This window comes from Parafannyhessea sp. LCP19S3_B1 (assembly GCF_052121955.1).
In the GTDB taxonomy this organism is placed as follows: Bacteria; Actinomycetota; Coriobacteriia; order Coriobacteriales; family Atopobiaceae; genus Parafannyhessea.
In genome coordinates, this window is the sequence record NZ_JBQKDH010000004.1 from 38440 (window position 1) to 64422 (window position 25983).

Annotated in this window: 19 protein-coding genes; 16 read left to right on the forward strand and 3 right to left on the reverse strand. The window is 60.7% G+C overall.

Annotation, left to right across the window (positions count from 1 at the left end; all coding sequences use genetic code 11):
* Window positions 1-65: 65 nt before the first annotated feature.
* Window positions 66-1871: a hypothetical protein gene (locus tag ACTQWE_RS02640; protein WP_441856676.1), complete on the reverse strand. Its 1806-nt coding sequence runs from the start codon at window positions 1869-1871 to the stop codon at window positions 66-68.
* Between the two features lie 870 nt (window positions 1872-2741).
* Here ACTQWE_RS02640 and ACTQWE_RS02645 point away from each other — a divergent pair.
* From ACTQWE_RS02645 to ACTQWE_RS02670, 6 genes are all read left to right on the forward strand, one after another.
* On the forward strand, window positions 2742-4766 hold the full coding sequence (locus tag ACTQWE_RS02645) for a L,D-transpeptidase family protein (RefSeq protein WP_441856675.1): 2025 nt from the start codon (window positions 2742-2744) through the stop codon (window positions 4764-4766).
* A 75-nt stretch (window positions 4767-4841) separates the two neighbouring features.
* Window positions 4842-7100: a C39 family peptidase gene (locus ACTQWE_RS02650; protein ID WP_441856674.1), complete on the forward strand. Its 2259-nt coding sequence runs from the start codon at window positions 4842-4844 to the stop codon at window positions 7098-7100.
* Window positions 7101-7111: 11 nt separating this feature from the next.
* Window positions 7112-8461, forward strand: coding sequence for a hypothetical protein (locus ACTQWE_RS02655; RefSeq protein WP_441856673.1), 1350 nt, complete (start codon window positions 7112-7114; stop codon window positions 8459-8461).
* A gap of 60 nt (window positions 8462-8521) precedes the next feature.
* Entirely contained in the window at window positions 8522-11308 is a 2787-nt protein-coding gene (locus ACTQWE_RS02660; protein WP_441856672.1) for a GH25 family lysozyme, read from the forward strand.
* 120 nt (window positions 11309-11428) lie between these two features.
* A complete protein-coding gene (locus tag ACTQWE_RS02665) occupies window positions 11429-12172 on the forward strand; it encodes an IspD/TarI family cytidylyltransferase (RefSeq protein WP_441856671.1) in 744 nt (247 codons plus the stop codon).
* The gene (locus ACTQWE_RS02670; protein ID WP_441856670.1) at window positions 12172-13230 is read left to right on the forward strand and encodes an NAD-dependent epimerase/dehydratase family protein; all 1059 of its coding nucleotides are present in this window, start codon (window positions 12172-12174) and stop codon (window positions 13228-13230) included. The genes ACTQWE_RS02665 and ACTQWE_RS02670 overlap by 1 nt, the downstream gene beginning before the upstream one ends.
* A gap of 86 nt (window positions 13231-13316) precedes the next feature.
* On the opposite strand, the gene ACTQWE_RS02675 is transcribed toward ACTQWE_RS02670, so the two are convergent.
* Entirely contained in the window at window positions 13317-14258 is a 942-nt protein-coding gene (locus ACTQWE_RS02675; RefSeq protein WP_441856669.1) for a glycosyltransferase, read from the reverse strand.
* Between the two features lie 232 nt (window positions 14259-14490).
* On the opposite strand from ACTQWE_RS02675, the gene ACTQWE_RS02680 reads away from it, so the two are divergent.
* The 10 genes from ACTQWE_RS02680 (at window position 14491) to ACTQWE_RS02725 (ending at window position 24167) form a co-directional block, all read left to right on the forward strand.
* The gene (locus tag ACTQWE_RS02680; protein WP_441856668.1) at window positions 14491-15354 is read left to right on the forward strand and encodes a LicD family protein; all 864 of its coding nucleotides are present in this window, start codon (window positions 14491-14493) and stop codon (window positions 15352-15354) included.
* A 40-nt stretch (window positions 15355-15394) separates the two neighbouring features.
* Entirely contained in the window at window positions 15395-16462 is a 1068-nt protein-coding gene (locus ACTQWE_RS02685; protein WP_441856667.1) for an acyltransferase family protein, read from the forward strand.
* Between the two features lie 123 nt (window positions 16463-16585).
* Window positions 16586-17464 carry an alkaline shock response membrane anchor protein AmaP gene (gene amaP, locus ACTQWE_RS02690; protein WP_441921243.1) on the forward strand — a complete coding sequence of 293 codons (879 nt, stop codon included), beginning with the start codon at window positions 16586-16588 and terminating at the stop codon, window positions 17462-17464.
* 3 nt (window positions 17465-17467) lie between these two features.
* Window positions 17468-17827: a DUF2273 domain-containing protein gene (locus tag ACTQWE_RS02695; RefSeq protein WP_090861415.1), complete on the forward strand. Its 360-nt coding sequence runs from the start codon at window positions 17468-17470 to the stop codon at window positions 17825-17827.
* Between the two features lie 64 nt (window positions 17828-17891).
* The gene (locus ACTQWE_RS02700) at window positions 17892-18575 is read left to right on the forward strand and encodes an Asp23/Gls24 family envelope stress response protein (RefSeq protein WP_441856665.1); all 684 of its coding nucleotides are present in this window, start codon (window positions 17892-17894) and stop codon (window positions 18573-18575) included.
* A 65-nt stretch (window positions 18576-18640) separates the two neighbouring features.
* Entirely contained in the window at window positions 18641-19927 is a 1287-nt protein-coding gene (locus ACTQWE_RS02705) for a MurT ligase domain-containing protein (protein WP_441856664.1), read from the forward strand.
* Window positions 19920-20666 (forward strand): type 1 glutamine amidotransferase, encoded by a 747-nt coding sequence (locus ACTQWE_RS02710; RefSeq protein WP_090864110.1) that lies wholly within the window; start codon window positions 19920-19922, stop codon window positions 20664-20666. Before ACTQWE_RS02705 ends, ACTQWE_RS02710 begins: the two co-directional genes overlap by 8 nt.
* Window positions 20667-20668: 2 nt before the next feature.
* Complete coding sequence (locus ACTQWE_RS02715) at window positions 20669-21595, forward strand: ribokinase (RefSeq protein WP_441856663.1); 927 nt, start codon at window positions 20669-20671, stop codon at window positions 21593-21595.
* Between the two features lie 33 nt (window positions 21596-21628).
* Window positions 21629-22663, forward strand: coding sequence for an acyltransferase (locus ACTQWE_RS02720; protein WP_441856662.1), 1035 nt, complete (start codon window positions 21629-21631; stop codon window positions 22661-22663).
* A 208-nt stretch (window positions 22664-22871) separates the two neighbouring features.
* On the forward strand, window positions 22872-24167 hold the full coding sequence (locus ACTQWE_RS02725) for an ATP-binding protein (protein ID WP_441921245.1): 1296 nt from the start codon (window positions 22872-22874) through the stop codon (window positions 24165-24167).
* Window positions 24168-24389: 222 nt separating this feature from the next.
* On the opposite strand, the gene ACTQWE_RS02730 is transcribed toward ACTQWE_RS02725, so the two are convergent.
* Entirely contained in the window at window positions 24390-25631 is a 1242-nt protein-coding gene (locus ACTQWE_RS02730) for an MFS transporter (protein ID WP_441856660.1), read from the reverse strand.
* Between the last annotated feature and the right edge of the window lie 352 nt (window positions 25632-25983).

The window sequence follows — 25983 nt, forward strand, 5'->3', positions numbered from 1 at the left end:
TCCGCCTTCCTTTGATTTGGAATCTGGTGGAATCAACTTAATGGAAAAACGAGGGGCACATGGTGTTACGCGAGCCTGATGTTTCCGAGCCATCCCCACTTGGGCCTGACCGTTGCCCCATAGTACGCGATCCAGTCCTTAACGGCTATTTGGCGGACGTAACCATACACGCTATCCCGCATGAGGCCATTGCCGATGTAGATTCCTACGTGACCGTAGATCGAGCCTGCGTATGTGTGGGGATGGGTACTCACGGCGATTATCATGCCGATTTTAAGTTGCTTGAGGTCTGAAGAGGTGCAGTAATTTCGATAAAGGTCGCATGCATCGCCAGAATGGTAACCGTAGCCTGCGTTTCTTATTACGTTCGTTACCCAAAGCGCACAGTATCCGCCAGGTGTGGCGGGGGTTCTGAAGGCAGAGTCGCGGACTCGAGACTGACTTGCGTTCATGGTTGACGTCAGCTGGCCGAAGTAGTTCTTCTCACTATAGAAGGCGAGGGACGTATGGCCGGGAGCAGCGTTGCCCTTGGGCACGAGCGTGATTTCGAACGCCTCGGCGGGAAGGTTAAGGCCGGAGGTGCCGGCGGAGGCACCGTCCTTTGTCCAGCCGAGCCAGCCGAGGTTGTGGGAGTGCACGCGATAGTACACGTCGAAGAAGCGCGCGAGGGTACCGCTTAGGGAGATTCTCAATCCCTGTATGTTGTTGGCGGCAAGGGATTTCCCGGCCTCGGCACCATTGGACTGTCCGTTCACCCATCCGATGTTTGCGAGGTGGACGGCGTAGGTGATGTTCCCCGTGATGTCGTTGTCCCTTGGGTAGAGGGAGGCCTTCATCGCGACGAGTGGGATGCTTTTGCCTGTTGTTCCCGCGATTCCTCCGTTTGCGGAATCTCTCCACGCTCCGTTGGCTTCCTGAGCCGAATAGGAGACGCCCGCGGCAGAGACATGGCCGATTCCGGTGTGGGGCTTGTGCGTCGAGTCCTTCTTGTACATGTAGAGCTGGATTGCCTCGATGCGCTTGGAGAGGCCCGTCGTTCCGGAGATCGAGTTTGGCTCGGTGCCGGCGAGGACCCAGTCCAGCCATCCGTAGTTGGCTACGTGAACGCGGTAGTAGAGGTCGTAGGCATTGGCAATCTCACCCTGCAGGGCGAACTGGACGGCTTCGACCCTAAGACCCCTGCCGGTGGTTCCGGAGACCGCGCCGTTTGCTACCCAGCTGCTCCAGCCGCTGTTCTGCAGGTACGTTCTGTACTCGATGCCACCGTCGACATCGTAGCCGCTGCCGAGCTTGGCGGAGACGGCCTCGATGCGAAGACCCTTGCCCGTTGTGCCCGAGGTCTGGCCGTTGGCAGTGGCGCTGCGCTGCCAACCGACATTCTGAACGTGGCTGGAGACGGAGACTCCAGAGTGCTCGATGTACGCATTGTCACCGATAGCCGGAGAGTCATCCGATTCCTTGGACCTTAGGAGGAGCTGAAGGGCCTCGACCCTCTTGCCAAGGCCGACCGAGCCGGCTGCACCTCCGTTTGAGGTCCAATCGAGCCATCCGTAATCTTGTATGTGAACGCGATAGAAGAGGTCGTAGAACTGCGAGTACTCGTCCAGAAGGCGAACCTTGAGCGCCTCTATGGCGCGAGACTTCCCCGTGGTTCCGACCGTCTGGCCATCGCGCGACCAACTTGCATCCCAGCCCTGGTTCGCGACATGTGCCTTGTACTCGACCGCATTCTGGAGCGTGTTGCCATCGGCATCAACGAGAGAGACTCGGATTGCCTCGATGCGCTTGCCCTGCCCGGTTGTGCCGGCAGTCGCCGCTTCCTTTTGGCTCGTGTCGCTGGAAACCTCGTCCTGCCAGCCTCTGTCTTGCACGTGAGTCTGACAATGGATCGAAGGCGAACGCTCCGTATTCTGCGGGGTGGCCGCAGACTCGTTCGAGTCGTCCGTGGCGCTCGACTGCGACCCTTGGATGGAGGAGGGAGCCTGCTGGTCAGGGTCTTGGGGTTGCGAAGCGTCTGCTGGAGAGATTTGAGTATCGGGGGTGACATCCTGTGGGGTTTGCGAACCAGCCGCGTCGGGGGAACGTACGGGATCGACGGTAGCTACGGCTGGGCTTTGAGCGGCAGCCGAACTGGGCGCCGCTTGGCTGGGCGTATCGTCGCTTGCCACGGCGCTCGAGCTAGGCGACGAGACGCCTGCCTCGGAGGCGAGTGCCGTCGTGGGGGAACCGACAGAGGATAGCGCAAACGCGAGCCCAGCAGTTATCGCAAGCGCAGATAGACCCATGTCGACTCTGCAAATGTGGCTGGCGCCACCTGATTCCTTTGCGAAATGCCTTGGAATGTAGCTTGTGCCCTTCGTCTTCACGATCTTCTCCTTGTAACGTGCCTGTCAGAAGGTATGGTCCCGCGGGACCGGCAGGGCCGGGGTAGAAATTTCGATTGTGCAAAGGTTCTTTTCAGAAGTCGTTGTAAATAGTAGCATTTGAGTGTAGTTTGTGAAATCTTTTACGTGAACGTATAAAGGCGTGCTTCCCGTCTGGAGGAACTCATGCGTATAAGAAGCAGGTTCGTTCTAACTGCACTGACATCCATGGCGCTGTGCACTGCTTTGATTCCGACGCCCGCGCTTTCCGAGGCATTGCAAGGCACTGCGGGGGATGAGCCAAGTGCGTCACTCGCGGCGGACAGCTCCGCCGCGAGTGACGCCTCCCAGTCTGGACAAGACGAGTCCCAGCTAGATGTGGGTGAGAAGGCCCCGACACAAGAGGAAGCCGCGGAGGACGCCGACAAGGGCGCCGCTGACTCTGGGTCCACACAGTCGGAACCATCCTCCGATCAGGGCGGAGCCGATGCAGATGCCTCCGCGTCCGAGTCCGATGACGTGGCGGCCAAGGCCACCGAGGTGCAGGAACCCGAGCTGGCGTATGCGGCTCACGTGCAGAATATTGGATGGCAGGCCGCAGTGTCTGACTGTTCCGTCGCCGGAACCACCGGCAGGGGGCTGCGCGTAGAGGCGCTGCGACTCACGCTTGGCAAGATGACCGATGGCTCTTCCATCAGCGTCAGCGCGCACGTGCAGAACGTCGGGTGGCAGAAGTGGTCGGCGAGCTCCGACAACGAGGACGGCTTCGCCGTTGCCGGTACGACGGGCAAGGGACTTCGCATCGAGGCGCTGAAGATCAGGATCGGCGGGCCCGTGTCCTCCCGCTATGACGTGTGGTACCGCGTCCACGTCCAGGACAAGGGCTGGATGGGCTGGACCAAGGACGGTGCGGTTGCGGGAACGACGGGGCTTGGCAAGCGTGTCGAGGCCGTCCAGGTGACGCTTCTTGCAAAGGGTGCGTCCGCGCCTGGGCTCACGGGTGATGCCTCCGAATCCGGGCAGGCGGAGCAGCCTTCCATATCGTACCGTGCCCATGTTCAGAACATCGGGTGGCAGGGCTGGTTCAAGGACGGAAAGACTGCCGGCACCACGGGCATGGGCCTTGCGGTAGAGGCGCTGGACGTCCGTCTATCCGGGCTTAACGGTGCCGTCGAAATCAGCTCCCACGTCCAGGACTATGGCTGGCAGGGGTATGTGCAGACCTCTGATGGCAGCATCTCGGGTACGACTGGCCGCTCGAAGCGGGTGGAGGCCATCAAGGCAAGGCTCACGGGCGAGGCCGCTCAGACGAACGACCTCTGGTACCGCGTGCACGTCCAGAACCTTGGCTGGCTTGGCTGGGCGAAGGCGGGCACCTCTTCGTCCGTCGATGGCGTGATTGCGGGCACCACGGGACTCGGCCTGCGCATCGAGGCCGTACAGTTCAGCCTTACTGCCAAGGGGTCGGCGGCGCCTGGCGACACCAACCGCCCCTATGTGTCGGCTCCGACGCTTACGTACCAAACGCACGTCCAGAACATCGGCTGGCAGCATTGGGTCAATCAGGGCACCGTTGCCGGCACGACCGGAAGGGGCCTGAGGGTCGAGGCGCTCCGCGTGAAGCGGGTTGCGGGCACCGGCGTGGGTCAGACTGGCGAGGTCCAGCTGTCCACTCACGTGCAGGGAATCGGCTGGCAGGGTTGGAGGTCCGAGGGGGCCGTCGCCGGCACGGAGGGACAGGGCAGGCGTGTCGAGGCAATCCGCCTGCGCCTGACCGGTAGCATGGCCCAGACCTGCGACATCTGGTACCGCGTGTACGTCGAGAAGCTCGGCTGGATGGGTTGGACCAGGAACGGAGGCTATGCGGGGACGTCTGGCTGCTCTGCCCGCGTCGAGGCGGTGCAGATCCAAGTGAGGCCGAAGGGGTCTTCCGCGCCTGGTCCCACGTGGCGCTCGTTTACCAACGACCCCGGGCTGTTCATGGCGGATGCCAACATGTACTATCGCGCGCAGCGCTATGGCAGCAGGACGAACTGGCTGCTCATGGTGAACTATGGCGCGTGCAGGGTCGGCGTTTTCACACGCTCGGGAAGCGGCTGGCGTCTGTATGACTACTTCATGTGCTCCGACGGCGGTCCCGGCACTCCGACCGTCCACGGTGTCTTCAGCGTCGGGGCAAAGGGGTACTCGTTCAGCGGCGGAGACCACACGTGCTACTACTACACGCAGTTTTACGGAAACTACCTGTTCCATTCGGTGCTGTACAGGCGTGGGACCAACGCCATTCTGGATGGCCGGCTGGGAATGCACATCTCCCAAGGCTGTGTCCGCCTGAACATTAACAAGGCGAAGTGGATACACGACAACATCCCTACTGGGTCAACGGTTGTCGTCTACAACTAGCCACCTCGGGGAGCATGCGTATGGCATGCTCCCCTCACTACATTGAGGACCTCAAACATGGTGGAGGGTAGTCAGATGAAGATGGAGGGCGGTCAGATGAGGAAGCGCGTGCTTTCCGTCCTGTGCGGAACGCTTTTGGTGCTCTGTCTGGGTCACGCGTCCGCTTTCGCCGCGGGTTCCGATGACTCGCAGGAAGTCTCGGATGCGCAGGTCAGCGAGACCGCGGAAAGCAACCGATCCGAGGATGACGGCAAGGTCGTCGAGGGCTCCGTCGCGGACGAGACGACTGATGGCGAAAAGGACGAGCAAAACTCCGCGGAGGCCTCCGACCCTACGGTCCCTGCACCCAGTGGCGCTGCCAGTACGCCAACGTCTTCTGACGGCGAAGCTGTGGAAGACGACGCACAGTTCACTGGCCTTGTGAATTATCGTTCCCACGTTCAGTCACTAGGTTGGCAGGACTGGGCAAAGGACGCTGCGCTGTCGGGCACGACGGGGCGAGCGCTTCGGGTCGAGGCTCTTCAGATCAGGTTGGGAAACGGCCTTTCGGGATCCATCGAGTACTGCGCGCATGTCCAGAACCTCAGATGGCAGCCCTGGGTAAAGGACGGGGCCATCTCTGGAACAACGGGACAGTCGCTCCGGGTGGAGGCTCTTCGCATCCGCCTCACCGGGGACGTTGCCAAGAAGTACAGCGTGCGTTATCGCGTTCACGTGCAGAACATAGGCTGGACCGCATGGAGCTACAACGGCGAGGTCGCCGGTACGGAGGGAAAGTCTCTCAGGGTCGAGGCGGTGGAGGTCCAGCTCGTCGAGAAGCCGGAAGCCTCGGTGATGGGTCACGCGCACGTGCAGGACGTGGGCTGGACCTCTCCCGCGAGGGGCGATGTGGTGACCCTTGGCGTGACGGGCAGGAGCAAGAGGCTCGAGGCATTCTCACTTAGCCTCGATGGCGTCATGTGTCCGGAAGGAGACGATAGCCACATCGAATATTGCGCCCATGTCCAGAACGTTGGCTGGCAGAAGTTCGAAAGCGATGGCGCGAACGCGGGCACGGTGGGCAAGGGCCTACGAATCGAGGCCGTGAAGATCAAGCTTTCAGGACCCATTGCCCAGAAGTATGACGTTTGGTACAGGGCGCATGTGCAAGACTACGGATGGCTTGCCTGGACCAAGGACGATGGGATTGCGGGTACGACGGGGCTTTCCAAGCGTGTCGAGGCAATACAAGTGTCGATTCGTGCGAAGGGGTCTGTCGCGCCCACTTCGAACGGCAAATGGGCGCTGGCTTCCTTTGGGCGCGCGCACGTTACCTATTCCGCCCACGTCCAGAACATCGGGTGGGAGAAGAACCCCTCTGCCGACGGGCAACTGTCAGGAACGACAGGCAGGAGCCTCCGCGTCGAGGCGTTCAAGGCGTCGGTGAAGTCGGATAACGTTACGGGAGACATCAGCTACTCCGCCCATGTCCAGGACAAGGGATGGATGAGAGCCGTTTCCAACAACGGAGTTGCCGGCACCGTCGGCCAGGGAAAGCGCGTTGAGGCCTTCAAGTTTTCGCTCACGGGGGATATGGCAACGTACTACGACATATGGTATCGCGCATATGTACAGGACTATGGCTGGCTTGGCTGGACCAAGAACGGCTCGGTGGCAGGCTCGACCGGTATTGGATATAGAGTCGAAGCCTTCGAGGTCAAGGTGCTTGCCAAGGGCGCTCCCGCTCCCGGACCTACCGGAAGTCCCTATGTCACCAAGGCGAAGTCGCGGGTGCATTTCCACAACATACACGCCGTGGGCCAACCAAACGGCTTCTTCTGCGGCCCGACGTCCGGCTACATGGTCCTCAGCAACGTTGGCGCATGGCGTTCTAAATCTGGGACGCAGCTATCCATAGAGAACGTCGCCTCGTACATGCGCACGAGGTCGTACGGCTATACGAGCTTTGCCGACCGCATGTTCGAGAAGGGAATGAATGGCTGGCTTGGAAGGAATGTGTACACCACATATCACACGCCAAGCTATGCCACGGTGAGGTCCTCGGTCTTGAAGTCGTATTCGACGGGATATGCGACGTGCGTGGACGAGCAGGAGCGTAGGGGCGGCCCTCACTTCAACGGGCACGGAAACACGACCTTCTCGCACATCATGGTGGTCGATGGATACAACGAGGCAACGGATCAGGTCTACTTCGCAGATCCGGCCTGCTCGCTCTACGCAGGCGCGTCACCTCATTTCTGGTATCCCAGCCTGCGTACGTTCACGAACACCTACCTGGTACAGGAGTACATCCGCGACGGCAGGCAGCACATCGGCATCTACACCTCGAGGTAAGGCGATAGAACATGGCGAATCACTTCAGGCGAGAGGCGAAGACGGACCGTGTTGTGAACGGAGCCTCGTCAGCTGAGAATCCTGGCGCGAAAAAAGCTGTCGTCGTGATCTGCCTGGTTCTGCTGGTTCTGGTTTCGTTGGCTGTCGTGCTATGGTCAAGGACGAACGGGAGCAAGAAGGGCTCGGGTTTCAAGGGCGAGGCCAAGGTCGAGACGGTGAGCCCCGCAGCCGATGGGGGCGGCTCGTCGGGGAAGCCTGCCGGAAATGGGCTTCCGTTCAGCCTGACGGGAGTGAGTTCGAACGCACCAATCGTGAAGGTGAAGGAGGGCGAGGCAAAGGCATCGCTTGCCGACGAATGGACGTTCGGCGGCGACTACCGCGAGATTGGGTCGTTCCCGATAGATGGGTCCGCCGTGTTTGGCTCGTTTACGGACGACCCGGACAACCTCCTTTCCTACGTACCCGCGTTGATTGGACCTTCTAGTGCCAAGAGAATGGGTAGTGCCTCCGCCGCCTCTGGGGACGGATACTTTGAGCCTCAAGACGGTACGGGAAATTCCAAGCAGGTTGTCTGGCGCTCTGCACGCGTGAACGACTCGAACGCGTTTGGGATGGATGACTGGCAGATTAGTCGCTGGAGCGCGAAAGACGGCGAGGTTCGCGTGCTCGCGAGCGCGGAGGGAGTCAACGGGCGCAAGGATACTCCAAGCATCGTTGGCGAGGTCGTCCCCACGGCAAACGACGCCTACGCATTCTTTGCGTCCAACGTGCTGGCTGGCGATTCCTTATGGGAGTGTGACGTCCTTGCGATGCCCGTGAACGGGGGAGACGTTCAGAGGCTGGGGGAGGGAAGCTTCCCTGCCGCGGTCTCTGGAGGCGTCGTGTTTGCCACTTCCAGGCTGGCTGACGGCCATTATGCAAAAGTGTGCAGCGCAAGCAACGACTCGCTGACGACTGCGAAGACGCGGCTCGCGGTGCGGAGTGGCTCTGACCAGTGGGGCGTGACGGGCGTATGGGCGTCTGGCAACTATAGGGCCGTGTCCTTCTCGCCCGCGAGCGGGACTGGCCAGACGTATGTTGGACTCTGGTCCGGAGACTTCGAGAAGCCGGTCATCTGGCTCGCGATACCCTCGGGAAGCGTCGTCGCCTCGATGAACGACAGGTGGTTTGTGTGGGGGAGCGGGTCTCAGGGTGAGAACGCCGGGATGTACGCGTACCGCTGGTCGGACGGCAAGACACTGTACTTGGGGACCGCGAAGGGCTATTCAAGACCGGCGATTTCCGAGGACGGTGATGTTGTCATGGTGCCGGAGACTGACGGCAAAGATGCGGCACGGTATCATGTGGGAAAACTCGACTGACGTCCGCAATGGCTTGAGCGTGTGGCCGCATTGACGTCTTGACGCGAAGGGGGACGCTTCATGCGGAGCATGACAAAAGGACGTCTTGAATCGCTTCCGATCGCGGCGTTGGTATCTACCTTGTTGGCGGTTGCATGCGCTTTGTGCGCCGTTAACGCCTACGGCGAGGAGACGCCTTCTGCTTCCGCGCACGACGCCGCGAACATCACCTTCAAGTTGGGGAAGTGCGTGACGGCTTCCGATGCGGCGAACGAAGAACCGGAGTCGCGGAAGATTGCGACCATAGCGAGCGCTTCGGAACTGGCTGCGGTTGGAGACGACGCCGCCGAGTCAGATGGTGCGCCCTTCTCGTACGTTGAGTTTGGCGGGGAAGATCGCGACAAGATAGAAGTAAGCGTCAAGGCTGGAGACTCGAACTGGTCCGACTGGACGAAGGGCGACTCCGAGCAGGAGCAGGTGTCTGACGGAAAAGCTCCGATGCGGTGCGTGCGCCTGAGGCTTGTCTCGGATGACATGAGCGAGTATGCGATTGCCTATAGGGTGCACGTTGCAGGCAGCGGATGGCTCGGGTGGTGCGCGGACGGGGAAGTCGCCGGGTGCGAGACGGACGGTGCGGTGGTAGACGACCTCGAGGTCGTCTTTGTGAAGAGGGGAGAGGGGAACGAGCTCGCCACGTTCCTCTCTGGGCAGGAGAAGGCGGCCTACGTTGGTTCTGAAAATGCCGGAAGCGCAACGGAGGCCAACCGGGCGAACGCGGCGGATTCTGAGGATTCTTCGACGAGTGTGGGCCTGCCTGCCGCTAGGCCGTCTGCACCGAGCGTAGCGACGGCGTCGGTGTGCTATCGCGCACATGTTCAGAATATAGGCTGGCAGCGATACGTCTCGGACGGAGAGACCGCAGGTACCACCGGCCGTGGGCTGAGGGTTGAGGCGCTCTCGCTTGGGGTGGCAGGTGTGAGCGGCGGCATACGATACCGTGCTCACGTTCAGAACATAGGCTGGCAGGGCTGGCATGCGGACGGCGAATATTGCGGCACGACGGGCAGGGGGCTTCGCGTAGAGGCGTTGCAGATCGAGCTGACGGGTGCCGCGTCAGCCAACTACGACGTCTACTACCGCACCCACGTGCAGAACGTCGGCTGGACCTCCTGGTCGAAGAATGGTGCGACGTCGGGAACGACCGGCAAGGGCCTTCGCGTCGAGGCGGTTCAGGTTCTCCTGGTTAAGCACGGGCAGGCGATTCCCACGGGGGATGGCACTGCATATTCGAAGCTTGCCAACACTGCGTATTCGAGGCCAACCATTCGCTACCAAGCCCATGTCCAAAGCGTTGGCTGGCAGGCAGAGACCAATGACGGACACACGGCAGGGACTCAAGGCCAGTCCCTGAGGCTTGAGGCGCTGAGGGCTTGCGTCGCGGGCATCAGTGGGGGAATTCAATACAGGGCGCATGTCCAGAACATAGGATGGCAGAGCTGGAAGAACGACGGTGCCATTGCTGGTACGGAAGGCCAGGGCCTGAGGATGGAGGCACTGGAAGTCCGGCTTACCGGAGATGTCGCTTCGAGCTACGACGTGTACTACAGGGTGCATGTTTCGGACATTGGCTGGATGGCTTGGGCCAAAAATGGTGAGACAGCTGGTACCGTAGGGCTCAGAAGGCGCGTCGAGGCGGTCCAGATGAAGCTTGTGAAGAAGGGCTCGCCTGCACCGTCTGGCGAAGGCGAGAAGGCTTCCTACCCATCCATCTATGCGCCGGAAATCACCTATGCGACGAGTGTGGTCGGAGGTGACTGGCAGGCCACGGTCAAGGACGCTGAAGTCTCTGGCACGACGGGCAAGTCGCTCTCTATTGGCCGACTCCGTGCACAGCTCTCCTCCCCCTCTGCCTATGGCGGCATCAAGTACCAGGTCTCGACGGATGGTACAAGCTGGTCCAATGCCGTATCGGATGGAGGCAATGCTGGCGCGTCGGGCTCTGCACTAAAGGCCGTTCGCTTCTCGCTCACGGGGGCTGCGGCAAAGTACTGCGACGTGTGGTACCGCGTGCACGTCTCCAACATCGGATGGCTTGGCTGGACAAGAAATGGTTGCGATGCTGGTACGGAAATCAGCTCGGATTCCATAGAGGCGATTCAGGTCGTCGTCAAGCTGAAGAGCTCGTCAGCACCGGGTTCTACGGTCAAGCCCTTTGCCTACCAGGATCTCTTGAATGGAATCGATATCGCTTCTCACCAAGCCGGAATTGATGTAGCTGGCGTATCGGCGGACTTCGTATTCGTCAAGGCGACGCAGGGAACTTGGTATAAGAACCAGCTTCCCTCGAAGGGATACGATTACGCCGCTTGGGCAGACAAGATACTTGCAAGTGGGAAGCTCCTCGGCTTCTATCACTACGCCGAGGGCGGGGACCCAGTGAAGGAGGCCGAGTACCTCTACGATGCCATCAAAGCCTACAAGGGAAGGGCCGTGGTTGCCCTCGACTGGGAGGAACAGGACAACAAGCTCTTCGGCACTGGCTTTGACGTGCAGTGGTGCAAGAGGTTCTTGGACAGGATTGCCGAGCTTATGGAAGCGAAACCCCTCATATACCTGAGCAAGAGCACCACGCGAACGTACGATTGGAGTTCCGTTGCCGCTAGCTATCCGTTATGGGTTGCTCAGTATGCAAGCAACAATACCACGGGGTATCAGTCGAATCCGTGGACGGACAGCTATTCGTTTGGTGCCTGGTCAAAGCCCCTCATCTTCCAGTACTCCGCCGCCGGAAGGGTTAACGGATACAGCGGGGACCTCGATCTAGATCTATTCTATGGTTCCCGGAACTCTTGGGTCGCTCTCCAATAGTGGGGTTCTGGCACATGGGTTGCACCGCCAGCAATGTGCGTCGTGCATGAGGAGTGCATTAGAGACATTCGTGTTAGGCTAGACGCGGTGATCATTCGACTTTGTTGCGGAGGATTCTACATGGCAGACGAGAGGACTGTGGACGCGCTCATATTCGCCGGCGGAGTCGGCCGACGCATGGGTGCAGGTTCACGCCCTAAACAGTTCCTAGAGTTGGGCGGGAAGCCAATTATTGCCTATACGCTCGATCACTTCGAGCAGTGCGCAAGGGTGACAGGCATCACGGTGGCCTGTCTGCCTGATTGGATTGACTATCTGGAGGAAATCGTCCGCCGGCAGGGATACAGGACGCCCATTACCATCGTCCCAGGCGGAAAGACGGGCTTTGAAAGTCGTCTCAACGCGCTCGAGGAAATACACTCGCACCATCCCGAGGACGAAGGCGCCATAGTCTTGGTACACGACGGCGTTCGGCCGCTCATCAACGCAGATACAATCTCGGACTGCATCGATGCGACCATAGAGCATCACTGCGTCGCCACTACGGCCCCTTGTGTTGAAACCGTCATCGTTCAGGATGAGGACGGCAAGGTCGTCAAGGTCGAGGACCGGTCGAGGTGCTTCCTGGCGCGCGCGCCACAGGGCTTCTTCACAAACGAGCTCTACCGGGCACATCTGCGCGCGCGTGATGAGAAGCGCGACTTCGTGGATTCCGTCAGTCTGATGTCCTACTACGGATACGACATCTTCACGGTCCTTGGTCCGGCGGAAAACATCAAGGTCACGACTCCGACGGACTACTTTGCTTTCAAGTCTTTCGTCGACGAGCGTGATATGCGCATGCTGTGGGAAGGTAGGAAGTAATGTCAGTCGCAACCAACTCGCCCCTTTGGCTTGGGGCATCCTGGGTGGCGTCACAAAAGGACGTGCCGTGGGGGGATCTCGAGGGAAAGACCGTTGCAATCACGGGCGCCACTGGGCTCATCGGCAAGACCCTCGCGCTTTCGATTATCGCCCACAACAATCAGGTGGGGGAGAAGAGCAGGCAGACAAGGGTTCTTGCGCTCGTTCGGAATGTGACCAAGGCCCAGTCGATACTTGGCGACGAGGGCTCTGTTGACATTTTGCATTGGGATGCGTCGAACCCGTCGACCGAAGGATTTCCAAAGGCGGATTACGTCGTCCACTGCGCCAATATGACGGACAGTGCATCGTTTATCGAGCGACCTGTCGAGGTTATCGAAACCACTACCGCTGGTGCGCGCTCCATGCTTGAATACGGTAGGCAAAGCAATGCTCGTATATTGGTGCTTTCCACCATGGAGGTGTATGGCCAATACGATTCCGAGGATCCTATATCTGAGGACCAGGGCGGATTCCTCGACGCAATGAACGTAAGGAACTCCTATCCAGAGGCGAAGAGGCTGGACGAGGCGCTGTCTGCGGCGTACGCATCCGAATTCTCGGTGTCTGCCACGGTGGCGCGTCTCGCACAGACCTTTGGCCCTGGCGTTTCCTACGACGACCGAAGGGTTTTTGCGGATTTTGCTCGCAGCTGCGTGGAGGGCAGGAATATCACTCTGCTCACTACGGGTCAGAAGAGAAACATGTACCTATCCACGCGCGATGCCGCAACGGGCCTGCTTACAGTGCTCGTTAAGGGCGAAGCCGGTCGTGCCTACAACGTTGCAAACGACGACACCATTTGCACCATCAGGGAAATGGCGGAAGAGGTCGCCGCGCGCTTTGGCAACGGTCGCACTCAGGTGGAAGTGAAGGTTGACGCAGAGGCTGCCAAGCGTTTCCGTAAGGGAGATCTGCTTAGACTCGACACCTCTGCCGTGCGCGAGCTCGGCTGGGCGCCAAAAGTCGGCCTGATGGAAATGTATAACGACATGATCGAGCAATGGAAAACTGACTAAACGGCTAGGATAATTTTTTGGGGGACGACAGCATGTGGATTGATGTCGCCCCCTCGTCTTATGCAAAACGATGTTGCGATTAAGCTCTATTTTGAGTCTTTGCGACCAATAGCTTGTGTGGCGACAAGGCGATATAGCTTACGGATATAAGCCGGTGATTTTAATAGCGAGCCTCCGAGCGTGAGAATCTGAGACAATTGCGAGCCTGGACTCTCATGGCCAAGAAAAGAATTAACTATTGCATATGCGTTTGAATAACGATTTTCTTTTTCAGCACTCCACTCCGAATCAACTATGGACACCGCTTCTTCCACGCTGATTGTTTTTTTGATTTTATAACGGCTTGTGAGCACCTTTTGGAAAAGGAATTGGCGGTAAAGATTCGTCCTGGAGATGCTGTTAGCCGAAAGAGTGTAATCGAGCAGTATTTCGGGGCAGTTGCCTATTGCTGCGCTGGAAGCGACCGCTCGTAGAAGAAAGTCATAGTCCTCAGAGAGGGGCATCTGGCGGTAGCCTTGCATAAATAGTGAGGCTTTACCAAGCCATGAAGGATGCATTACGCAATTGTTGTAACCAAGCGCTTTCGCGACCGCTTTCGGACTTGTCGGAAGACGGTCAACCTTGTAAAGAAAGGTCCCGTCTTCGTTTACCACATTCATATACGATCCGACTAGGTCGAGATTGTGTTCCAGCAGGTAGCTGACTTGTCTCTCAATTCGATCGGGGTGCGACACATCGTCGGCATCCATGCGACATATGAGCTCGCTCTCAATGGTGGATATTGCATGATTGAGGGATTTTGCTAGACCCATATTTTTAGGATTGACCCGCAGTGTAAAATACCTGTGCTTGGCGCAGTATTCTGACAGGAACGATTCGGCTTCCTCGTTTTGTGGGTCATCTAATACAAGCAGAACCCTGTAGTTACCATATGTTTGCGCAAGTATTGAATCAGCGGCGCGCTTAATAAGCGGAATCGGCTCGTGATAGACGGGAAGCACTACACATACCTCGGGCTCAGTCTCCATATGTATCTCCTTCTCGCTCACATCGTTGCTAACAGAACTATAAACGCAGATAAATCTATATGCGCTGTCAAATAGGGCTGAGATCGTTTTCGTTTCTTACGGGGATAGCCAACCTTGGCTGCTCGTGCGAATTCTATTGGGAGTGTAATGGCGTGGAAAGCATATAAGTGCTGCGCGTCTATTCTAATCTCATGTTTGACAAGGCGTTTCCATAGACTCCGAAGGAGATGCGATGCCCGGTAGACCTTATCCAAGTGGTGCTCTAGAGAGGCTCCAGGATGAAGAGCGTAAGATTCTTGCCGTTATCGATGGAATTTGCAGAAAGAATGATCTGACCTACTTCATCGATGCCGGCACGACTCTTGGTGCCGTGAGACACGGCGGTTTCATTCCCTGGGACGATGACGCCGACGTTGGGATGCCCTACGAAGATTTCAAGAAGTTCTGCGAGGTTGCGCCAAGCGAGCTTCCAGAGGGATACTCCTACCACGATTGGAAGAACACCCCCGGATACTATTCTTTTTGGCCAAAGATCTATCGGGATGGGACGAGGTTCGTTGACGAACTCGCTCAGCAAGCTGATCTTGACCAGTGCATCTTTGTTGATATCTTCCCCTATCGCGTGTTGGATGAGAACCCGAAGATCTCGGAGTCAAAACGTAAAGAGGCGTCCCTTTGGGAGCGCATGTTGTATTTGCACTATCTTGAGTATCCGAAGATACCCAAAGGAACACCGCTGCGCGAGCTGTTCGTACAGGGTTGCAGGCTTGTTCACAGGACTGTAGCTCAGCTGTGGACGCCACAGATGATGCACAAATACTTTGACCGTGCGCTCGACACGTCGCATCCGGGGGACGAGTGGGTCGATGCATGCTATGCGACGAGGGTGAAGTATAAGACTGACGTTCTGTTCCCAGTCCGTGACATTGACTTCGATGGGCTCACTCTCAAGGCTCCGCACGATTGTGATGCGTACCTCAAGAATCTTTACGGCGACTATATGTCGCTGCCTCCTGAGGATGAACGCTATACGCACCTACCGGTCGTTCTCGACTTTGGTGATGGCGTAAACGTAATGGACCAGGTTGCTGAATAGCTGGAAAGCTCGTATTTGGCTCATCATGCGGAGGATGCCCATGTTGGCTCAAGAGAAGGAAGATATTCGTCACGCAAGAGTGAATTCGCTTGTGGGGCTCAAGATAGTTGCCCTCGCCATGATTTTCATATGGCACTTCGGCTTCTTTACAGCTCCGGACCTTGGCAGTCGTATGTGCGAGTTCTTTTTTGCCTGCTCGGGCGTTCTTGAGGCGGTCAGACACTTTGGCAATTACGAGTATACGCTCGAGGAGTCTTTCGAGAACTTCGTAAGGAAGTTTAAGAAGATGTACCCCGTGTATCTCGTAACCTTTGTTCTTGCTCTTTTGCTTGGCCAGCTTGGTGCCTCTGCTTGGAGCGCAGCAAAATATAAGCTCGTTGCGGTTTTCTCGCTCTTCATGCTCCAAGTATGGGATGCGCGTACGATGTTTGCATTTAATGGTGCGTCGTGGTTCTTATGCGACCTCCTTATTTGCTATGCGTTCACGCCCCTTATGTCATACGTTGTAGAGAGAGCTAAAGGGAAGGTGCAAGGTAGCAGTCGTGGCACCTTAGTTCTTCTTGTGCTTTGCGTGCTATTGAGATTAGCTATTGATATTGCGGTTGGGCATGCCGCACTCACCATCTCCACCCACACCTTCCCACCTGTCAGGCTACTCGACTACTTCATCGCATATGTGTGTGGTTGCTTGGCACTTGATTGGAACGAGAGAGAAGGCGATTGCGTCTCGATGGGCGGGAAAGCATTGCAGACGTTGGTGGAGGTTGTCGCAATCCTTCTGTACGCTGCCCAGGTCTTATTCACTACGGGACTGGTCGTCAACAGGACTTTCGGAATGCTTTGCTCCGTTGTGGTTGTCCTCGTTTTCGTGTTTTGCCGCGGCGGTTTGAGCTCGTTCTTCTCGGCCTCACCGTTCTTACATCTATCTAAGATCGAGCTCGAATTCTATATGGTGCACCAGCTGTGCATATGGTTTTGCTACTTCGCATTCCCCAACCATAGCCACCTGTTCATCGTTGCGTCCTCACTTGCGTTGGCATTTGCGATGTCCTATGTCGTAAAGATTGCGGAGAGGATGATTTTTAGGCTGCTTTCAAAGATCGCGTGATTGACGCTTGAGGTTTGCGACACCCATCATGCGGCCATGCCGTTGGCTTGCGCGCGTCGCATTGGGGTATCCTACTAGGAAGCGACTCGATTGGCCGGGTGGCGTACGTGCGGAAGGTGTCTTATGGGATTCTTCAAGCGGCTCTGCCTGTTTGTGTTTGGCCTGGCCGGACTTCTGGCCCTGACGGCTCTGGTCCTGCCATGGTTTGGCCCGTGGACCAGCGAGGCCACGGCGCTCTTGGGAGTGGATGAGTACTACATCGCCGTCGAGGCGCTGGTGCTGGTGACGGCCCTGGGCTGCCTGGTCTGCCTGCTGAGGTCCATCTTCAAGCGCAACCGCAAGACCGTCATCGTGGCGAAGGAGGGCGGCGACCAGATCACCGTGACGCGTGACGCCATAGCGTCGCAGGCAACGCACGTGATCGAGGAGGACGGCGCCTACGCGGCCAAGCGCGTGAGCGTCTGGGCCAAGAAGCGCGGGCACGTGCGGGTGGCCGCACGCGTGCAGCCGCAGATGACGGTGGACACCGTGGCGGCGGGCAGGGACCTGCACGACCGTCTGGTCGCGGGGCTCACGACCGTGTGCGGCGACAACGTGGACAGCGTCGACCTAGAGTTCCTTAACGCCGCGGAGTATGCCCCGACCCCGACTCATGCCGATGACTATGCGTTCTCTGCGAGAGACCTTGCTGCCGGCCCCTCGAGCATCGAGGACCGCCCGGTCGTGACCACGGCGGCCGATTCGAGCGATGACGACTATGCCGAGGCTGCGACGGTCGCGACGGCCGCGGCGGATGTGCCGGCGGAAGACGCGAAAGCCAAGGATCCGACGACCGAGGGCGATGACGCGGATACGGCGTCCGACGAGGCACCGACGGCATCGGCCCCCGTCGCGGATGATGCGAAACCCAACGACGACGCGCCAGAAGTCGAGGGATCCGAGATAACGGTTCCCATGGCCCGCTATGCCGGCAAGGACAGCGAGACCACGGGGGAGGAGTAGGGCATGACGGACACCAAGCCAAGGCTCACGATAGAGGGCGAGAAGGACGAGCGTTCCAAGGGGGCGGCAGCGGACGCCGGTGCCGCCAACGGCGGGGCCAGCGGCAAGGGGGGCAATCCCTTCTCGCATGCGCGCGAGGCGACCGCGGCATGGCTTTCGGGCAACTTTCCCGGCCACGAGAACGCCGTGTTTGGCGGCATCTGCGGCCTGATCGTTGCGGTGCTGGTGTTTGCCATCGGCTTCCTGCGGACGCTCTTCGTGCTGCTGTGCGTGCTTGTGGGCGTGGCCATTGGGCAGTACCTGGACGGTAACCCGACCGTGGTGAAGGCCGTCCGCAAGTTCTTTGGCAACGGCGGCGAGTAGCGAAGACCATGGCCGGCGCGCGCCGGCGACCGATACGGAACGACCCGTCCAAGAGGAGAGGGCAATGTCCAACAAGAGGAATTCCAGGAAGTTTGGCGAGGCGAAGTCCGCGGAGGACGCCGCCGTGGCCGACTACGAGACGATCGACGACGCGACTGCGGACGCTGTGGCCGCGGACGCCACGGCCTCAGACGACGGCTCTGCGGCGGCACCGGATGCCGGCGAGGGGCCCGAGACCATCGTGGCGAGCGTGGAGGCGAGCCAGGACGCCGCCCAGGAGCAGGCGGAGGCCGCCGCGGAGGAGGACCTGGACGGCGAGGACTCGCTCACGTTCAGCAACGGCGTGATCGAGAAGATCGTGGCCATCGCGATGCACGACGTGCCGGGCGTCATTGGCATGAAGGGTGGCTGGCTCAACCGCGTGCAGGATGTGATTGGCGTGAGCGACTCGCGCAAGGGCGTGAGCGTCGAGGTGACGCCGGACGCGTCCGTGCGCGTGAACATCAGCGTGCTTATTGAGTACGGCGCGTATGCCCCGCAGGTGTTCGAGGACGTGAAGAAGGCCGTCGTGAAGAACGTCACGGGCATGACGGGGCTTTCCGTCGCGGGCGTGAACCTGCGCATCGAGGACGTGCTGACGGCCGACGAGGTTGCCGATCGCAACAAGGCCGAGAAGGTCGCCGAGGACAAGGCCCTGGCGGAGGCCGCCGAGGCCGCGACCGAGGCCGGCGACGGGACGGCGGAGTAGCCGTGGGGGCAAGGTCGGCCATTGCGGTAGGTGCGGGACGACTGGTCCACTGGGGGTTGAGCAGCGTGCTGCATCGCAGCGCGTCGCAGCTGCCGGGACGCATAGCCCTGGGCATCGACCCCAGCCTGATGGGCGAGCTCTCGCACAAGCTGCGCAAGGGCGCCATCGTGGTATGCGGTACGAACGGCAAGACCACCACGAACAACGTGCTGGCGTCCTCCATCGAGGCTGCCGGCAGCACCGTGCTGTGCAACCGCGCGGGCGCGAACATGGCCGCTGGTGTGACGTCTGCACTTCTCCCCGGGAAGCGTGCGGACTGGGCCGTGATGGAGGCGGACGAGCTTTCCACGGTGCACATACTGCCGAACCTGCGCCCGCGCTACCTGGTGCTGCTGAACCTGTTTCGCGACCAGCTGGACCGTGCGGGAGAGATCGACCACGTGCAGGACACGATCGTGCGGGCGCTGGGGTCGTCCCCGGAGACGACGCTGCTTGTGTGCGGCGACGACCCGCTGAGCATGGGCGTGGCGCGGCGCGCGGCGCAGGCGGGCACCAAGGTGCTCACGTTTGGCGTGGACGAGGACCTGCACCTGCCGGCGGACCGCGTGCCGGAGGCGCGCTTCTGCCAGGTGTGCGGCGCCGAGCTTGAGTACGAGTGGCGCTCGTACGCGCAGCTGGGCAAGTTCCGCTGCCCGAACGGCGACTTCGAGCGCCCGGAGCTTGACTTCAGGGCGACGGGCGTGCGCGTTGACCGCACCGGCGTGTCGTTTGACGTCGAGGGCCTGGGGCTGGACGGCAAGGTCCACCTGAGGGCGGGCTTTGGCGGCGTGTACATGGCGTACAACCTGCTGGCCGCGTTTGCCGCGGCATCGCTTGCGGGCGTGACGGGCGAGCAGTTCCAGCGGACGCTCGACGGCTACCACCCGGAAAACGGGCGCCTGCAGCACTTTGAGGTGGGCGGTCGCGAGGTGGTGCTGAACCTTGCGAAGAACCCCACCGGCTTCAACCAGAACATTTCGCTCCTGCTTGCGGACGACCGCGAGAAGGCGGCGTACTTCGTGATAAACGACGATTTCAACGACGGCAAGGACATCAGCTGGATCTGGGACGTTGACTTCGAGCGGCTGGCGGCGGAGCACATCCGCGTGGTCTGCGGCGGGCACCGTGCGAACGACGTGCAGGTGCGCCTGAAGTACGCCGGCATCAAGGCTGACATCGCGGGCAGCGTGGGTGACGCGCTGGGCCGCGTCAGCGACATGGGGCTGGCGTGCCCGCTGTACGTGCTCACGAACTACAGCGCGCTCTGGCCGGCGAAGGCCGAGCTCGAGAGGATGGGTGAGCGTCATGACTAGCGGCAGGACCCTGCGGATCGCCCACCTGTACCCGGAGCTCTTGAACCTGTACGGCGACTCGGGAAACATACTCGTCCTCAAGAGCCGCATGGCCTGGCGCGGCATAGAGCCGCAGGTGATGGAGGTCCACGTGGACGACCGCCCGTCCTTCTCGGGCGTGGACATCGTCTTCATTGGCGGAGGCTCGGACCGCGAGCAGAAGATCGTGTGCGACAAGCTTCTGGCGGAGCAGGCGGAGCTGAAGGCGTACGTGGAGGACGGCGGCGTGCTGGGCGCCGTCTGCGGAGGCTACCAGCTGCTGGGCGAGAGTTACCTCATGGGGGACGAGAAGGTCCCGGGGCTCGAGCTCGTGGACCTGTACACGGACCGGGGCGAGCCCCGGCTGATAGGCAACATCGCGGTGGAGAGCCGCATTAGCCCGCAGCCCATCGTGGGCTACGAGAACCACGGCGGCCGCACGCACCTGGGGCCGGGCGTGGAGCCGATGGGCAAGGTGCTGTACGGCCACGGGAACGACGGCGAGTCCGGCTACGAGGGCTGCCTGTACAAGAACGTCGTGGGCACGTACGTGCACGGGCCGCTCCTGCCCAAGAACCCGGGCGTCGCGGATTACCTGATAGCGCGCGCACTGCAGAGGAAGTATGGTAGTGGTGAGCTGGAGCCCCTGGACGACGCGGAGGAGCTTGCGGCCAACAAGGTAATGTACGACCGCCTGATGGCGGGCGAGGTAGAGGAGTGAGCATGGAGAAGGTCATCGTCTTCGGTAGCTTGAGCATGGACATGTCCGTTAAGTGTCGCGCCATTCCGCACAGGGGAGAGACCGCCGTGGGCAGCGACTTCCTGACCACGCCCGGCGGCATGGGCGGAAACCAGGCCGTGATGTGCTCCAGGATGGGCGCGGACACGTTCATGGTGGGCAAGGTGGGAGACGACGCCTATGGCCGCGAGCTCATGGCGTCGCTCGCGCGGCACGGCGTGATCTGCTCGAACGTGAGCCTCTCTGCGGACGAGCACACGGGAATCGGCCTGGTGATGCGCGGCGAGGGCGACAACCGCGCCGTGTACGACCCGGGCGCGAACGCCACCATCACGTACAAGGAGGTGCGCGCCGCCATCCACGGCCTTGCGGGCAAGGACAACGTCTTCTTGTGCCAGCTGGGCTGCGACCTCGAGGCCACGATGCAGTCCATCCTGTGCGCAAAGCGCAACGGGCTGTTCACCATCCTGAACGCGACGCCGGCGCGCAGCATCCCGGAGGAGGTGTACCAGGCGCTGGACGTCCTGTGCATCAACGAGGGCGAGTGCGAGTTCCTGAGCGGCATCAGCTGCATGGACGACGCCTCGCGCGAGAAGGCGCTGCGCTTCTTCGAGCGCCGCGGCGTGGGCCACACCGTCATCACGCTCGGCCGTCGCGGATCGGTCACGCTGGTGGACGACAAGATGGTCAAGGTGCCGTGCTTCTCCGTCGAGACCGTGGACACCACGGGCGCGGGCGACGCGTACGTGGGCGAGCTGGCGGCCCACCTGTGCTTTGGCGGCGACATCCAGGAGAGCATGGTGTACGCCTCCGCCGCCGCGGCCCTATGCGTGACGAAGGTGGGCGCGCAAGCCGCGATGCCCACGTTCGCGGAGGTGGAGAAGTTCATGAAGGCCTACAAGGGCGAGTAGCCGCCCTTCTCGTGCGGACGCGACGGTCTTGGCTTGACGGGCAGGCGGACAATCGACTGGTTTGAGTGGGCGAGGGCCTTGGGGGCCCTCGCCATCGTCGCATTGCACGCGATGCGCGCGACTGAGCTGGCGCCCGGGCTTGCCGCCGCGCATCCGTCGCTTTTTTGGGTCGAGGGCATCGTGCAGATTCCGCTTGCCCGCTGGGCGGTGCCGGTGTTCTTCATGATGTCCGGCGCGCTGATTCTGGACCCTGGGCGAGAAATGCCCCTTCGCAAGGTGGGGCGCTACGTCTGGCGGATGGCGTTCATCCTGCTGACGGTTGGGTTTGCGTTCTGCCTTATGGAGACCGTCGCGAAGAACCCTGGCCCTGCGGGTACGTATGCGCTGACGCCGCCCATGGTGGGGACGTCCCTCATGCACCTTCTGGAGGGGAAGTCCTGGGACCACCTGTGGTACCTGTACGCGCTCATCGGGCTGTACCTGCTCACGCCCGTGCTGCGGCCGTTTGTGCGGGATACCGGCCGGCGCGAGCTGTGGCTTGCCGTGCTCTTGGCGTGGGCGCTGCTTGCGCTGGTGCCTGCGGCGAACCTTGTGCTGGGCGTGAGGCTGTACCGCTTTGTGACGCTGGACGCGTCCGTCGCATACTACCTAGCGGGCTACTATGCCTACAACTACCTTGAGCTTGACTGGCGCGTCGTGGCGGCCGGTCTTGCGTCGCTCGTGCTCGCGTGCCTGCCAAACGCGCTGTCTGCGGGCTCCCTTGCGGGCGTGCTGTCGCTTCCCCAGTATGGCGTCATCATGCCGTATGCGCTGCTCGTGTTCCTGCTGCTGCGCCGGGTGCTCGACGTGCCGATGGAGCGTCATCCCGTGGCCCGTGCGCTTGCGAGGGACAGCTTTGGCATCTACCTTATGCACCCGCTCTTTGGGCACCTGGCGATTTGGTTTATTGACTACCGGGCGCTTTCCGTCCCCGCACTGCAGGCGGGCATCTTTGTGGCGGGCGTGCTGGGATCCGTCGCGTTTACCCGCGCGCTGAGGCTGCTGCCGGGGTTTAGGGGCAAGATCTAGGGTTGGCACTCCGCGTGCGGCTATGGTTCCCGTGCCGCCACCATGCCTGAGGGCCGTGGTTTGGGGTTTGAGGTACGTCAATCTCTTTTTTAGGGAACGAATTGTTCGTAATTTAGGGAATGGACGATCCGTAATTTATGGAACGATACATGTGTAAAATAGGGGGCAGAAATCCGTGCAGTGCCAAGTGCGCAGGTAGGTGATGGCAATGTCTTCAAATACGACGCTTATTCCCAAGGGGTACAGACCAAGGCTGGTTGAGAAGAGGCTGGACGTCTTGATGCGCGCGTTCGGCTGCGTGGAGATAACGGGCCCAAAGTGGTGTGGCAAGACGTGGACGGCACTCTCGCGGTCCGCAAGTGCCACGAGGCTTGACGACCCTTCCCAGCGCGAAGCAGCTCAGATGGATCCAGCGCTTGCACTTGTGGGGGATGCGCCGCACCTTGTGGATGAGTGGCAGGAGGTTCCCGAGGTGTGGGACGCCGCCCGGCGCAAGGTGGATGATGCGGGTGGCGAGCGCGGTTTGCTGCTTCTTACGGGCTCGACATCGCTTGCGAGTGACAAGCGCGAGAAGGTCCGCCATTCTGGGACGGGAAGGATTGCCAGGCTCGCCATGGGCCCAATGGCGCTGTGCGAATCTGGGGAATCCGCCGCACGCGTGTCGCTACGTGCTCTTCTCGACGGAAAAGCAATGGTGCCCGCGCGCTGCGAGACGGGAATACAGGACGTCGCCCGCTGGTGCTGCAGAGGCGGCTGGCCTGCGAACCTCGACCTGCCCGACGAGGTGGCGTTCGAGACCGCCGCGCAGTACATACGCTCCGTGCTGGACGTCAACGTCCTGGACGAACGTCTTTCGCCCGATACCGCGCTTGCGCTCATGCGGGCCCTTGCGGTGAACGAGAGCCAGGCGGTCACGTACAAGACGCTTGGGAGGGACATGTCGGGAGGGCGCCCTGCCCCTGATGTTGGAACTATCGCCTCCTACCTCGAGCTTTTTGACAGGTTGTACCTGACGGAAGAGCTACACGGCTGGGAGCCCCCGCTGCGTGGCAAGTCGCGAGTGCGCGTGAAGCCCAAGCGCTACTTCTGCGACCCGTCGCTTCCGGTCGCGCTCCTTGGCGCGACGCCGAATGGGCTCCTGCGGGACATGCAGACGCTGGGGCTCCTCTTCGAGAACCTCGTCATTCGCGACCTGCGCGCCTTCATCTCCACCTATGGCGGGGTTGGCAACCAGCTGTACTACTACCGTGATGACGCTGGCCTGGAGGTGGACGCAGTTGTCGAGTGTGGTACCCGTTGGGGCGCAATCGAGATCAAGCTGAGCGATACAAAGGCGGACGAGGCCGCGGAGAACCTCAAGAGGCTGCGCAACAAGGTACTGAGGAACTCGGCAGCCCAGAGTGCGGCACCCGCGTTTCTCGCCGTGGTGGTGGGGCGGGGAAGCCTTGCCTACACGCGCGACGACGGCGTCTGCGTGATTCCGGCTGCGCTCCTTGGGGCATAGCCCAAGCTTGCAGAATTGCCCTTTCTCTTTGGGGCGTAGGCTTCGCATTTGTATCTTGCGAGAAAAGCGCTGAATACGGAGCCGAAGCCCTTCCCTTGTTTGTAAAAAATGACGATTCATATAAATAAGAGCATCGTGCTGAGCTTTGTTGTTGCTACTTTGGCGGATTTCTACAAGTAGCGGCCGCGGCCGCCTGCAGCCACAGCCGCCTGCGCCCGACAACTATCTGCCAGAGAGCGCCTTCGAGAACGACGTGTCAGATCTTCTCGCCCACGCGACGTAGACGACGACGCCCGCGACGCAGGCAAGCGACATGATGGTCCACATGGCGGAGTATCCCGTGCCCGTGATGAGCGCGCCCGCGACGCCGCCGCCCAGGCCGTATCCGATGTCGTACCCGCACAGGAACGTGGAGTTGGCCGAGCCGCGCGTCTGGTTCGTTGCGGTGTGCACCGCCATGGACTGCAGCGACGGCTCGAGCCCGCCAAAGGCGTAGCCGGCGAGCATGGCGGAGGCCACGTACGTCACGACGTTGGGCGCCAGCGCCAGCAGCAGAAACGCCACGAGCATGGCGGCGTTGCACGTGTAGACAAAGAACGCCTCGCCGCGCTGGTCCACGAGCTTGCCAAGCGTGACGCGCACCAGAAGCAGCATCGCGGACATCACCAGGAAGTAGATCGAGCCGGACGGCAGCGACCTCTGTGCCGCGAAGATCGCGACGAAGTTCTCTAGCGCGCCAAACGTGAACATGAACACGAGCATGGTGACCGTGGCGGGCAGCGCGTCGCGGTTGATGATGGTGCGCATGTCGAGGCGCTTTTTGGGGACGTTCGACCGGGGCGCCCGCACGAGCGAGAAGAGCACGAGGCCAACTGCGGCAATCGCGGCTGCCGTGGCATAGAGCGCCTTGAACCCCAGGCCCTCCATGAGCGAGAGGCCCAGGGCGGGCGCGATGGCAGACGCCAGCGCCGTCGCCATGCCAAAGTATCCCATGCCCTCCGCAAAGCGCGGGCGGCAGATCACGTCTGACGCCACGGTCGCGGTGGTCGAGTTAGAGAAAGAAAGTCCCACGCCGTGCAGCATGCGGATCGCGATGGCCGCGCTGAGCACGGGCACGAACACGTAGCCCAAGGGCGCCAGCCCCATGAGCACGACGCCCGCCACGAGCGCGGCCCGCCTTGCCCCGTTGTCCAGCCACCAGCCCACGAACGGTCTCACGACCACGGCCACCAGGGAAAACGCTGCGGCACACATGCCGGCGGCCGCCTCCGTCCCGCCAAGGCTCTTGATGTAGAACGGGAAGGTGGAGAGGCTCATGATGTGGTTGGTGAACACGCACAGGTTCACGAGGATGATAAGGACGAGGTCGCGCGTCCAGAGCCGTGCGGGCGCGGCTCCTGTCTTGGTGGACGCGGCGGTTGTCTTATCGGGTGCGGCGGTTGACGAGTTTGCAGGCTTGTACAAGAGAATCCCTCCAGACGGATCGAAGTGACCGTCCAGCTGGGACCGTGCGCGACGTGCACGGGCGTCAAGGCTGGGCGACGTGGCCATCAATTGGACTTACGCCGCGGGGCAGCTCATTGACGGTTGCGATTATAGCCCAGAGGCCCGCGAACGTCCGCCCGGAGGGAAATTGCCACAGCGGCGCTGCCGGTGCAGCCGGCAAGCCCCTGGTGGGCGCATCTTTTGGGAGCCTGATCAGGCGGTCGAACGGTAAGTTTCGCAAATCGCCATTTTTGGCGGTTTGAGACGTCGCAAACAGCCAAATCTGGCCGTTTCCGAAATCTCAAACAGCCAAATCTGGCCGTTTGAGATG

Bases quoted from the DNA above. Each gene is read 5' to 3' on its own strand.
- ACTQWE_RS02650 (WP_441856674.1), top strand. From the start codon at position 4,842: ATGAAGATGGAGGGCGGTCAGATGAGGAAGCGCGTGCTTTCCGTCCTG.
- ACTQWE_RS02655 (WP_441856673.1), top strand. From the start codon at position 7,112: ATGGCGAATCACTTCAGGCGAGAGGCGAAGACGGACCGTGTTGTGAAC.
- ACTQWE_RS02660 (WP_441856672.1), top strand. From the start codon at position 8,522: ATGCGGAGCATGACAAAAGGACGTCTTGAATCGCTTCCGATCGCGGCG.
- ACTQWE_RS02665 (WP_441856671.1), top strand. From the start codon at position 11,429: ATGGCAGACGAGAGGACTGTGGACGCGCTCATATTCGCCGGCGGAGTC.
- ACTQWE_RS02670 (WP_441856670.1), top strand. From the start codon at position 12,172: ATGTCAGTCGCAACCAACTCGCCCCTTTGGCTTGGGGCATCCTGGGTG.
- ACTQWE_RS02675 (WP_441856669.1), bottom strand. From the start codon at position 14,258: ATGGAGACTGAGCCCGAGGTATGTGTAGTGCTTCCCGTCTATCACGAG.
- ACTQWE_RS02680 (WP_441856668.1), top strand. From the start codon at position 14,491: ATGCCCGGTAGACCTTATCCAAGTGGTGCTCTAGAGAGGCTCCAGGAT.
- ACTQWE_RS02685 (WP_441856667.1), top strand. From the start codon at position 15,395: ATGTTGGCTCAAGAGAAGGAAGATATTCGTCACGCAAGAGTGAATTCG.
- amaP (WP_441921243.1), top strand. From the start codon at position 16,586: ATGGGATTCTTCAAGCGGCTCTGCCTGTTTGTGTTTGGCCTGGCCGGA.
- ACTQWE_RS02695 (WP_090861415.1), top strand. From the start codon at position 17,468: ATGACGGACACCAAGCCAAGGCTCACGATAGAGGGCGAGAAGGACGAG.
- ACTQWE_RS02700 (WP_441856665.1), top strand. From the start codon at position 17,892: ATGTCCAACAAGAGGAATTCCAGGAAGTTTGGCGAGGCGAAGTCCGCG.
- ACTQWE_RS02710 (WP_090864110.1), top strand. From the start codon at position 19,920: ATGACTAGCGGCAGGACCCTGCGGATCGCCCACCTGTACCCGGAGCTC.
- ACTQWE_RS02715 (WP_441856663.1), top strand. From the start codon at position 20,669: ATGGAGAAGGTCATCGTCTTCGGTAGCTTGAGCATGGACATGTCCGTT.
- ACTQWE_RS02725 (WP_441921245.1), top strand. From the start codon at position 22,872: ATGTCTTCAAATACGACGCTTATTCCCAAGGGGTACAGACCAAGGCTG.